This window comes from Aeromicrobium sp. (genome assembly GCF_049587115.1).
Taxonomy (GTDB): domain Bacteria; phylum Actinomycetota; class Actinomycetes; order Propionibacteriales; family Nocardioidaceae; genus Aeromicrobium.
Window position 1 is genome coordinate 19292 of sequence record NZ_JBAVDI010000127.1, and the last position, 9577, is coordinate 28868.

At 68.1% G+C, this 9577-nt stretch carries 11 protein-coding genes; 7 read left to right on the forward strand and 4 right to left on the reverse strand.

Annotated features, from left to right (window positions below):
- The first annotated feature begins 142 nt into the window (after window positions 1-142).
- Window positions 143-901, forward strand: a complete 759-nt coding sequence (locus WB461_RS11630) for a sirohydrochlorin chelatase (protein ID WP_423852890.1) — start codon at window positions 143-145, stop codon at window positions 899-901.
- 14 nt (window positions 902-915) lie between these two features.
- Here the strand turns inward: WB461_RS11630 and WB461_RS11635 are convergent, their stop codons facing one another.
- Window positions 916-1755 (reverse strand): PPK2 family polyphosphate kinase, encoded by an 840-nt coding sequence (locus WB461_RS11635; protein WP_423852891.1) that lies wholly within the window; start codon window positions 1753-1755, stop codon window positions 916-918.
- A gap of 64 nt (window positions 1756-1819) precedes the next feature.
- Here WB461_RS11635 and WB461_RS11640 point away from each other — a divergent pair, with 64 nt between their 5' ends.
- Both WB461_RS11640 and msrB read left to right on the forward strand, forming a co-directional pair.
- A complete protein-coding gene (locus WB461_RS11640) occupies window positions 1820-2311 on the forward strand; it encodes a hypothetical protein (RefSeq protein WP_423852892.1) in 492 nt (163 codons plus the stop codon).
- A 37-nt stretch (window positions 2312-2348) separates the two neighbouring features.
- Window positions 2349-2756, forward strand: coding sequence for a peptide-methionine (R)-S-oxide reductase MsrB (msrB, locus tag WB461_RS11645; RefSeq protein ID WP_423852893.1), 408 nt, complete (start codon window positions 2349-2351; stop codon window positions 2754-2756).
- Window positions 2757-2789: 33 nt separating this feature from the next.
- Here msrB and hemQ read toward each other — a convergent pair whose 3' ends face one another.
- From hemQ to hemE, 3 genes are read right to left on the reverse strand one after another with little or no spacing between them, the layout of a single operon-like run.
- The gene (gene hemQ, locus WB461_RS11650) at window positions 2790-3497 is read right to left on the reverse strand and encodes a hydrogen peroxide-dependent heme synthase (RefSeq protein ID WP_423852894.1); all 708 of its coding nucleotides are present in this window, start codon (window positions 3495-3497) and stop codon (window positions 2790-2792) included.
- On the reverse strand, window positions 3494-4825 hold the full coding sequence (hemG, locus tag WB461_RS11655; protein ID WP_423852895.1) for a protoporphyrinogen oxidase: 1332 nt from the start codon (window positions 4823-4825) through the stop codon (window positions 3494-3496). The genes hemQ and hemG overlap by 4 nt, the downstream gene beginning before the upstream one ends.
- A gap of 1 nt (window position 4826) precedes the next feature.
- Window positions 4827-5870 carry a uroporphyrinogen decarboxylase gene (gene hemE, locus WB461_RS11660; RefSeq protein ID WP_423852896.1) on the reverse strand — a complete coding sequence of 348 codons (1044 nt, stop codon included), beginning with the start codon at window positions 5868-5870 and terminating at the stop codon, window positions 4827-4829.
- Between the two features lie 70 nt (window positions 5871-5940).
- Between hemE and WB461_RS11665 the strand changes: the two genes are divergently transcribed.
- The 4 genes from WB461_RS11665 to WB461_RS11680 all read left to right on the forward strand — a co-directional run bounded on the left by WB461_RS11665 (window position 5941) and on the right by WB461_RS11680 (window position 9366).
- Entirely contained in the window at window positions 5941-6534 is a 594-nt protein-coding gene (locus WB461_RS11665; RefSeq protein WP_423852897.1) for a DUF3000 domain-containing protein, read from the forward strand.
- Window positions 6531-7811, forward strand: a complete 1281-nt coding sequence (locus WB461_RS11670; protein WP_423852898.1) for an HRDC domain-containing protein — start codon at window positions 6531-6533, stop codon at window positions 7809-7811. The genes WB461_RS11665 and WB461_RS11670 overlap by 4 nt, the downstream gene beginning before the upstream one ends.
- A 68-nt stretch (window positions 7812-7879) precedes the next feature.
- Window positions 7880-8716 carry an iron uptake transporter permease EfeU gene (efeU, locus tag WB461_RS11675; protein ID WP_423852899.1) on the forward strand — a complete coding sequence of 279 codons (837 nt, stop codon included), beginning with the start codon at window positions 7880-7882 and terminating at the stop codon, window positions 8714-8716.
- 59 nt (window positions 8717-8775) lie between these two features.
- Window positions 8776-9366 carry a hypothetical protein gene (locus WB461_RS11680; RefSeq protein ID WP_423852900.1) on the forward strand — a complete coding sequence of 197 codons (591 nt, stop codon included), beginning with the start codon at window positions 8776-8778 and terminating at the stop codon, window positions 9364-9366.
- Window positions 9367-9577: the final 211 nt, after the last annotated feature.

The following is a 9577-nucleotide window of genomic DNA, read 5'->3' on the forward strand; positions in this document are numbered from 1 at the left end:
CGCATGGCGACAAGCACGGCGAATGGGAGTGCCGCTGCTGTCTTCGCGCGTTCCGCCTCAGCTTCGTCGGCCAGCTCTCCGCAACCGACCTCACCACTCATCACACACCCCCAGCAGCACCACACGATAGGAGGACAGCATCATGACCGCACCAGCACTCATTGCTCTTGCGCACGGCAGCCGCGATCCGCGTTCTGCCCAGACGATCACAGCCCTGACGGAGCTGGTCGCATGCATGCGACCTGACCTCCGCGTCGAGCCGGCATTCCTCGACCTGGCCGAGCCGGACTTCGACGTGGCCGTCGACCGCCTCGTGGCGGAAGGGCATCAGGAGATTGTCGTGGTCCCCCTGCTGCTCACCGAGGCCTTCCACGCGACGATCGACGTGCCGAAGGTCATCGCTGCCGCCTTGGCCCGACACGACGGCATCCTGATCGAGGCGACCCGGGTCCTGGGAATCGAGAACGCGTTCTTCAACATCCTGGACAAGCGGCTGCGTGATGCCCTGTCGCACAATCGGGTACGCGAGCTCGACGCCCTGGTGCTCGCCGGCGCCGGGTCGTCGGACCCGCTGGCCAACGCGGCGATCTCCCGGGCCGCCCGGACCTGGGGAGCGCACCACAAGCTGCCGACCATCGCCGCGTTCGCGTCGAGCGTCCCACCCGCTGCAGGCGAGGCCGTGCGAGCGCACCGGGCGGACGGACGCAGGCACATCGCAGTTGGGCAGCTCTTCCTCGCTCCTGGCGTCCTGCCCGACCGGGTGACCGAGCTGGCGTACGAGGCCGGTGCGGTCGCCGTGGCCGAGCCCCTGGGCGTCGACGACGAGATCGCGCGGGTCATCCTGGCGCGCTACGCCGTCGGCGCAGTCGACCTCGTGCCACTCGAGCCGCTGTCGGCCTGAGCCGGGTCGGCTCGCTACATCGTGGCGAGCCGGGCCTGCTCGGCCTCGACCGAGAAGTCGGCGTCCGGCCATTGCAGGTCGAGCGCCCGTAGCTGTTCCAGCAGCAAGGCTGCAACGGCCCAGTTGCGGTACCACTTGCGGCCGCTCGGCACGATGTGCCACGGGGCGTGCTCGGTCGAGCAGCGCTCCAGCGCCAAGGTGTAAGCCTGCTGGTAGTCGTCCCACAGCATGCGCTCGTCGAGATCACCGGTGTTGTACTTCCAGTGCTTGCTGGGGTCGTCGAGGCGAGCGGCCAGCCGCTCCTTCTGATCGTCGGCCGTGATGTGCAGGAAGCACTTGATGATGACTCCACCGGAATCGGTGAACGACTGCTCGAACTCGTTGATCGCTGTGTAGCGACGTTCGATCTCTTCTGCGGACGCGAGCTGGCGCACCCGCCCGATCAGCACGTCCTCGTAGTGCGAGCGGTCGAAGACGCCGATCATTCCCGGCTCGGGCAGGACTCGCTCGACCCGCCACAGGAAGTCGTGCTTCAGCTCTGCGGGGGTCGGCTTCTTGAACGACGTGATCGCCAGACCCTGCGGATCCACCAGGCCTGCGACGTGCCGGATGATGCCTCCCTTGCCCGAGGTGTCCATCCCCTGCAGCACGACCAGGACCCGAGCACTGCTGGTCTCGGCGCGCCCGCCCGCGAAGAGCTTTTCCTGCAGGTCGCTCAGCTCCTCCCCCATCTCGGCGAGGTCGTCGGCCGCATCGTCCTTCTTGCCGGAAAAGCCCGTCTTGGCACGCGAGTCGTACGCGGACAGGTTGACCGGAGCGGTGACGGTGAGCTGGGAGTCCAGAGACGTGGCCATGGCGGCAGTATGCCCGATGGGTGGCACCACCCGCCCGGGTACGACGCGCCGTAGACTCCTCCACATGTATGACGTCGCACTGCTCATCGAACGCCAGCTCCACGACCTCGACGCGGATCAGATCATTGCGTTGCACGAAGGGCTCGACGACACGATCCGCTACCACCTGCTGCTTCCCGTCGAGAGCTCGCAGGCGATCCTGACATCGTCCATGAGCGCTCTGGGGTCGGGTCAGATCGCTCCGATCACCGAGCCCGACGCGGTCGAGGAGGTCCAGCAGCAGATCGTCAAGGCGGGCCAGTCCGAGCTCGACGCCAGCGCAGATCTGCTCCGCGAGCGCAACCAGCAGGTGTCGGCGACCCTGACCGAGGCCGACCCGATCGACGCCCTGCTCGAGCTGGTCAAGTCCAGCGGTTCCTCGGAGGTCATCATCCTCACCGAGCCGCACGTCGTCAGAGAGTTCCTGCAACTCGACTGGACCTCCCGCGCGCAGCGCAAGCTCGATGTGCCCAGCGTGCACCTGCTCGAGCACGTGCCGTTCGACGCCCAGCGCTGAGACGAGTCCCGCTGGCCCTGCCACGTAGGCTTGCTGCATGGCCTATGACGTGGACAAGACCGACGACGAATGGAAGGCCGAGCTGAGCCCGGCCGAGTACCAGGTGCTGCGCAAGGCCGGCACTGAGCGGCCGTTCAGCTCCTCGTACGAGACAGATCCGACGGTAGGCGTCTATGAGTGCCGGGCGTGCGGCGCCGAGCTGTTCCGCAGCGAGACCAAGTTCGATGCGCACTGCGGCTGGCCGGCGTTCTACTCCCCGCTCGCCGAGGACCGGGTCGAGTACATCGAGGACCGTTCACTGTTCGGCGGCGTACGCACTGAGGTGCGCTGCGCACGGTGCGGATCGCACCTCGGCCACGTGTTCAAGGGCGAAGGCTTCCCGACCCCGACCGACGAGCGCTTCTGCATCAACGGGGTCAGCCTGCAGCTCCGCGCCGACTCCTGAGCCGGTCCCGCGCAGGACCTGCCGCTCAGCGGGTCAGGGCCAGCGCTCGGTGAGCTCGGTGAGGGTGTGCGCGCGGCCCGTGTAGAACGGAATCTCCTCGCGCACGTGACGCCGGGCCTGGCTGGCACGCAGCTCACGCATCAGGTCGACGATGCGGTGCAGCTCGTCGGCCTCGAATGCGAGAATCCACTCGTAGTCGCCCAGGGCGAACGAGGCCACCGTGTTGGCGCGAACATCGGGATAGTCGCGGGCCTGCATGCCGTGCTCGCGCAGCATCTCGCGGCGCTCCTCGTCGGGCAGCAGGTACCACTCGAACGAGCGGACGAACGGGTAGACGCAGACGTACGGGTGGGTCTCCTCCTCGGCCATGAACGCCGGGATGTGCGAGCGGTTGAACTCAGCCGGACGGTGCAGCGCCAGCTGGGACCACACCGGGGCCAGGTGTGCGCCGAGCGCAGTCCGTCGGAACGCGTTGTAGGCGACCTGCAGCGCATCGCTCGTCGGCGCGTGCCACCAGATCATCAGGTCAGCGTCGGCTCGCAGACCGCTCACGTCGTACGTGCCGCGCACCACGACGTCGTCGGCCGCAAGCTTCGCGATGAGCTCGTCGACCTCCGTCGCCAGCTCGGCACGCGGAACATCACCCAGTGGCGTCTCGATCCTGAACACCGACCACATCGTGTAGCGGATCGTGTCGTTGATCTCCTTGGCCAGCTTGCCCTTGTTCGCGATGGTGCTCATGGCTCCATTGTCCCAGCGTCGAGGAGCCGCCGTGCGGCCGCCCGACCCGAGGCGATGACCGCCGGGATGCCCACCCCTCGGCAGGCCGCACCGCAGACCTCCAGCCCACGCACCGCGGCGATCGATCGCTCGATGGTCGCCACCCGCTCCAGGTGTCCGACGTCGTACTGCGGCAGCGCCCCGCCCCAGCGCTGCACCACCGCGTCGAGAGGGTCGGGGAGACCGCCGAACGCCGCGCGCAGGTCAGCCAGCGCCGCGGCGACGATGGCGGGGTCGTCGTGCTGGAGCAGCGTCGACTCTCCCGAGCGCCCGACCGATGCCCGGATGACCGTGCGGCCAGTGGCCCCGACCCAGTCCCACTTGTTCGACGACACCGTCGCGGCCTTGATGAACGTTCCGTCGATCGGCGGCACCAGGAATCCCGATCCCTCGAACGCCGGCGGCTCGTCGAAGACGTACGTGACGATCGCCATGCTGGCGTACTCGATCGCGGCCAGCGCGAAGGCGGCCTCCGGCGCGTCCTCAGCGATGAGCCGCGCTGCGGCCGGCGCCGGGGCCGCGACCACGACGGCATCCACGAGCAGCTGCTCGACATCGGTCGTCGGGCCGATCGAGAGCAGCCAACCCTCTGCCTTCCGGGTGACCGCGCGGACCGTCGAGTCGAGCCGTACCGAGATGCCGGGTGTCGCCGCGACGGCAGCCGGCAGCTGGCCCACTCCGCCGACGAGTCCAGCGAACACCGGACCGCGGGCTGTTGCGGCTGCCCGCGCCGCGGTGGCGCCAGCGAGCAGATCGGGACCCAGAGCAGCGATCTGCGGCGTCGTGGCACGCAAGGACAAGGCGTCGGTGTGCCCGGCATAGACCCCGCCGAGCAGCGGCTCGACGAGGCGATCCAGCACATCACGTCCGAGCCGGTCGGCGACGAAGTCCGCGACGGAGACGTCGTCCTTCGGAACCGGAAGGACATGCGGGTCGTCGACCCTTGCGATTCCGGACGCAGCCAGCTCGGCGAGATCGGCCGGGATTCCCATGACTGTGGCCGGCATCGGTCGCAATTCCCCGTGCGTCCAGATCGCCGCCGTGATCGTGTCCGGGTTGACCACCCGGTCGTCGAGGCCGACCGCATCGATCAGGTCGAGACCCTCGGGTCGGCGGGCCAGGATGGACTCCGCACCGAGGTCGAGCGTCAGGTCGCCGACAGTCCCCAGCCGAAGCTTTCCTCCAAGGCGGTCGGAGCCCTCGAGCACGACGACATCGACACCACTGACCGCGAGCTCGTACGCCGCAGCCAGCCCGGCCATCCCGCCACCGACGACTGCTGCACGCATGTCAGGAGGCAGCGGGCTCGTAGCCGTGCACGAAGTCGACCAGGCGGGCCAACGCATCGGGGTCGGTCGCAGGCAGCACGCCATGGCCCAGGTTGAACACGTGTCCCTCGGCCGAGCGGCCGGCATCGATGATCTCCGCTGCGCGGGCGTGCACGAACTCAGTCGGCGCGAACAACGTGGTGGGATCGAGGTTGCCCTGCAACGCACGGCCGGGGCCGACCCGTCTCACGGCCTCGTCCATGGGGACCCGCCAGTCAACGCCAACGACATCGGCCCCGGCGTCACCCATTGCGTGCAGGAGCTCTCCCGTCCCGACACCGAAGTGGATGCGCGGCACATCAAGGTCGGCGACCGAGTCGAGCACGGCCGCCGAGTGCGGCTTGACGTACGTCTCGTAGTCCGCGAGCGACAGCGTCCCGGCCCACGAATCAAACAGCTGGATCGCCGACGCGCCGGCCTCGACCTGGAGTCGAAGAAACTGACCCGCGATGGCTGCCATTCGGCCGAGCAACGCGTGCCACAGGTCCGGCTCGGAGTACATCAGCTGCTTGGTCAGTCGGTGGTCGCGGGAAGGCCCCCCCTCGACGAGGTAGGACGCCAAGGTGAACGGGGCCCCGGCGAAGCCGATCAGGGGGGTCGTGCCGAGCTCACCCACCAGTGCCGTGACCGCGTCGGTGATGGGCGTGACGTCGTCCGGCTCGATGTCGCGGAACTGCGAGAGCTGATTCGCCGAACGAATCGGATCGGCGACGACGGGCCCCACGCCCGGGACGATGTCCAGGTCGACGCCGATCGCCTTGAGCGGTACGACGATGTCGGAGAAGAAGATCGCAGCGTCGACACCGTAGCGACGGACCGGCTGCATGGTGATCTCGACAACCATGTCGGTGCGGAAGCACGACTCGAGCATCGCGGTGCCCTCGCGGAGCGCGAGGTACTCGGGAAGCGAACGACCGGCCTGGCGCATGAACCACACCGGCGTACGGTCGGGTCGCGTGCCTCGGCAGGCCTGGAGGAAAGCGCTGTCGGTCATCGTCACTGTCACCGCCCCAGTGTCTCAGGTCCTGCGGAGTGTCGAGGCTGTGGCCCGACCCATCCGCGCCTACCATCACAGGGTGGGAGCCCGAAGCGAGATCGACCGCACCCCCGCACAATTCACGGCTGCGGTCGAGCAGGTACGTCAGGCAGTCCTCCGGCCCGAGGTGGTGGTGGACCAGATGCCAGCGCCACAACGCATCGCCCCGCACTCCTTCGCCATCAGCGGGGATGTCCTCGTCGGCGACGAAGAGCTGGCAACCGGCCGTTTCATTCTGCTGCACGATCCGGCTGGCAACGACGCCTGGGGCGGCACGTTCCGCTGCGTGACGTTCGCACGAGCTGACATCGACGCCGACATGGCCGCCGACCCTGTGCTCCCCAGCGTGGGCTGGAGCTGGCTGACCGAAGCCCTCGAGGCCTACGGCAGCGAGTACACCGCCGCCAGCGGCAGCGTGACCGTCGTCCGGTCGGAGGGTTTCGGCGAGATGACCCCCGACGGTTCGGATGCCCAGATCGAGGTCCGGGCGTCATGGACGCCGCTGGCTCATGCGCCCGCCCCCGGGATGGGGTCGCACGCCGCAGCGTGGTCCAACCTGTTGTGCGCCATCGCCGGCCTCCCCCCTCTGACCCCCGGAGTGATTCCCCTGCAGCGCAGGCGTGGTGCCCGTTGACCGACGCCGGACAGACCAACCCCGACGAGACCCCCACCGACGCCATCGAGGACGAGACGCCGGAGCCGGTCGTGCCCGTGGCACCCCGGCTCGAGCTCCGCGATCCGCTGCCGCCGGTCGTCGACACCCCCGAGCTGCTGCGGCAGACCTGCGAGCGCATCATGGCAGGCACTGGTCCGATCGCCCTGGACGCCGAGCGGGCTTCCGGTTACCGCTACTCCCAGCGCGCCTACCTCGTGCAAGTACGCCGCGAGGGGTCTGGAACCCACCTGATCGATCCCATCGCGTTCGAGAGCCTGGTGCCGCTCGACACGGCTTTCGACGGCAACGAGTGGATCCTGCATGCCGCCAACCAGGACCTCATGTGCTTGGCCGAGGTCGGCCTCTACCCGGAGTCACTGTTCGACACCGAGCTGGCCGGACGACTGCTCAACCTTCCGCGCGTCGGCCTGGCGGCACTCGTCGAGCACTACCTGGGCCTGAGCCTGGCCAAGGAGTTCTCCGCGGCCGACTGGTCCACCCGACCGCTGCCCGAGCCGTGGTTGGTCTATGCCGCTCTGGACGTCGAGGTGCTGGTCGAGCTTCGCGACCTGATCGATGTCGATCTCCAGAAGGCCGGCAAGCGGGAGTGGGCCGCCGAGGAGTTCGAGGCGCTGCTGTCGTTCCAGGGGCCACCCGAGCGCAAGGAGCCCTGGCGCCGCACCTCAGGCATCCACAAGGCCCGTGGGCGCCGTGCTCTCGCGCTCGTCCGCGAGCTCTGGGAAGCGCGAGACGCGATCGCCGAAGCGCGCGACACGACCCCTGGTCGAATCCTCCCGGATGCCTCGATCCTCGAGATCGCAGTCAACCCACCCGAAAACGTCGCGGCGCTCAAGAGCATGAGAATCATGCGGAATCGTGGACCGCGGCGATTCGCCAGTGAGTGGTTCGACGCCGTGGAGCGCGGACTCACCGTGCCGGACATCAAGCTGCCGACTGCAGCCCAGCGCGTCGACGGTCCCCCGCCACCGCGAGCCTGGGCCGACAAGAACCCTCCTGCCGCGGCCCGGCTGACCCGAAGCCGTGAGGTGGTGGTCGGGCTGGCCGATCAGCACGATCTGCCCACCGAAAATCTCATCAGCCCGCAGCTCGTGCGCAATCTCGCCTGGGAGCCGCCCACCGAGATCACCGTCGAGACGGTCAGTGCAGCGCTCACCGCAGATGGGGCTCGGGCCTGGCAGATCGGTCTCGTCGTCGAACCGTTGACCGCGGCCCTGCGCGCGGAGCAACCGGACTGACCCGTTGGTGTCTGCGCTCTGTCCCCACTTCTGTCCAAGGTTAGCCACCCCTAAGTTACGATCGAGATGTGTTCGGAAACCTTCTCATCGGTCTGCGCGAAGGCCTCGAGGCCAGCCTCATCGTGAGCATCCTCATTGCCTACCTCGTCAAGACTGGTCGGCGTCACGAGATCCGCTTCGTCTGGGCGGGCGTCCTGGCAGCACTGGCGCTCGTGCTGGCTGCGTTCGCCGTCATCACCATCGTCTTCGACCAGCTCTCCTTCGCCGCCCAGGAGATCGTCGGTGGAACCCTGTCCATCCTTGCCGCCGGCCTCGTCACCTGGATGATCTTCTGGATGCGGCGCACCGCACGCGGACTCAAGCGCGAGCTCGAGGGTCAGATGGCCGAAGCACTCACCCTCGGTCCCGTCGCCCTGGGCGGGGTCGCGTTCCTCACCGTCGGGCGCGAGGGTCTGGAGACCGCCACGATCTTGTGGTCGACCATCGTTGGAAGCACGAGCAGCACCCCGTTCATCGGCGCCGCTGCCGGGATCCTGGTCGCGGTCGGACTTGGATTCCTCATCTACCGCGGAGCGATCAAGGTCAACCTCGGCAAGTTCTTCACGATCACCGGCGCGCTGCTGATCGTGGTGGCCGCCGGCGTCCTGGCCTACGGGATCTTCGATCTGCAGGAGGCCGGAGTCCTACCCGGCTTCTCCAGCCGTGCTTTCGACGTCTCAGCGACGATCCCACCGGACAGCTGGTACGGCACCCTCCTGAAGGGCACGATCAACTTCCAGCCCAATCCCTCGTGGCTACAGGTCACTGCTTGGTTCGCGTACGTCGCGCCGGTCCTGTGGCTCTACCTCCGCAAGCCCTCGCACGTCGCGACACCGACTGAGAAGACCCCGGTCCACACCGCCTGAGCTGGTCCACCCCGTTAACGTGGGGGGATGACTGCGGCACCTGGCCAACGAGCTTGCGCGTGAGCGACTTCAAGAAGCCGTCCCTGCCCGGGTCCGCCCTGTTCGAGGCGCAGGCCGACGGGGCCGATCCCGCCGAGATGACAGCGGCCGGCCATCGCATCGCCACGTTGCTGGTGCGTGGTCCCCGTTCCGAGGACGACCAAGGACTTGTCGACCGGGTGCTCCACCTCGCAGATGAGGAAGGCCTCGGCGCGATAGCCGACCTGTGGTCCCACGCCGCGGCCGACAGTGTGGCCGGCGCCCTGTGGCGCCTCTACTTGCTGCGCACCTGGGTCTACCGTCAGCCTGAGCAGGCCGCACGTGAATTCGCCACCGGCAAGGCGTACGCACCGGTGCACGAGGTTCTGGCCGGAGTCGTCGACCCGCCGGGACCCGAGGAGGTCATCGCGCTGGTCGACACCGTCGTGCGTGGCATCGTCGGCCCGGATTTCGATGTGACGCTCGACCGCGCAGCAGCTTTCGCCCACATCGTGGGTGTCGGCCGGGCGCAGCTCGAGAGCGGAGATCCGCAGAGCGCCGCCAAGCTTGTCGACACCGCGATGCATCTACGTCGTTCAGCCGAACTGGAGCGCGCATCACAGCTGCACTGAACTCGGGACGTCATGTCCTTGAGTTGTGCTTGCCCTCGGTTAGGCTGGTTGAACGCGTCGGGCTGCGGTAGCCCCGGGTCCCAAAATTAGCCGCCAAGAGCGGCCACGCGCCGTGAGGCGCTTCCCAGCCCGACGCTTACCTTCCCCGACTGGCTAGTCGATGATGATCCGCGAGGATCCCCGACCGCTGGGTGATCAGCCGATCCTGGCC

Excerpts from the sequence above, each read along its gene's own strand:
- WB461_RS11630 (WP_423852890.1), top strand. The coding sequence starts at position 143 with ATGACCGCACCAGCACTCATTGCTCTTGCGCACGGCAGCCGCGATCCG.
- WB461_RS11635 (WP_423852891.1), bottom strand. The coding sequence starts at position 1,755 with ATGGCCACGTCTCTGGACTCCCAGCTCACCGTCACCGCTCCGGTCAAC.
- WB461_RS11640 (WP_423852892.1), top strand. The coding sequence starts at position 1,820 with ATGTATGACGTCGCACTGCTCATCGAACGCCAGCTCCACGACCTCGAC.
- msrB (WP_423852893.1), top strand. The coding sequence starts at position 2,349 with ATGGCCTATGACGTGGACAAGACCGACGACGAATGGAAGGCCGAGCTG.
- hemQ (WP_423852894.1), bottom strand. The coding sequence starts at position 3,497 with ATGAGCACCATCGCGAACAAGGGCAAGCTGGCCAAGGAGATCAACGAC.
- hemG (WP_423852895.1), bottom strand. The coding sequence starts at position 4,825 with ATGCGTGCAGCAGTCGTCGGTGGCGGGATGGCCGGGCTGGCTGCGGCG.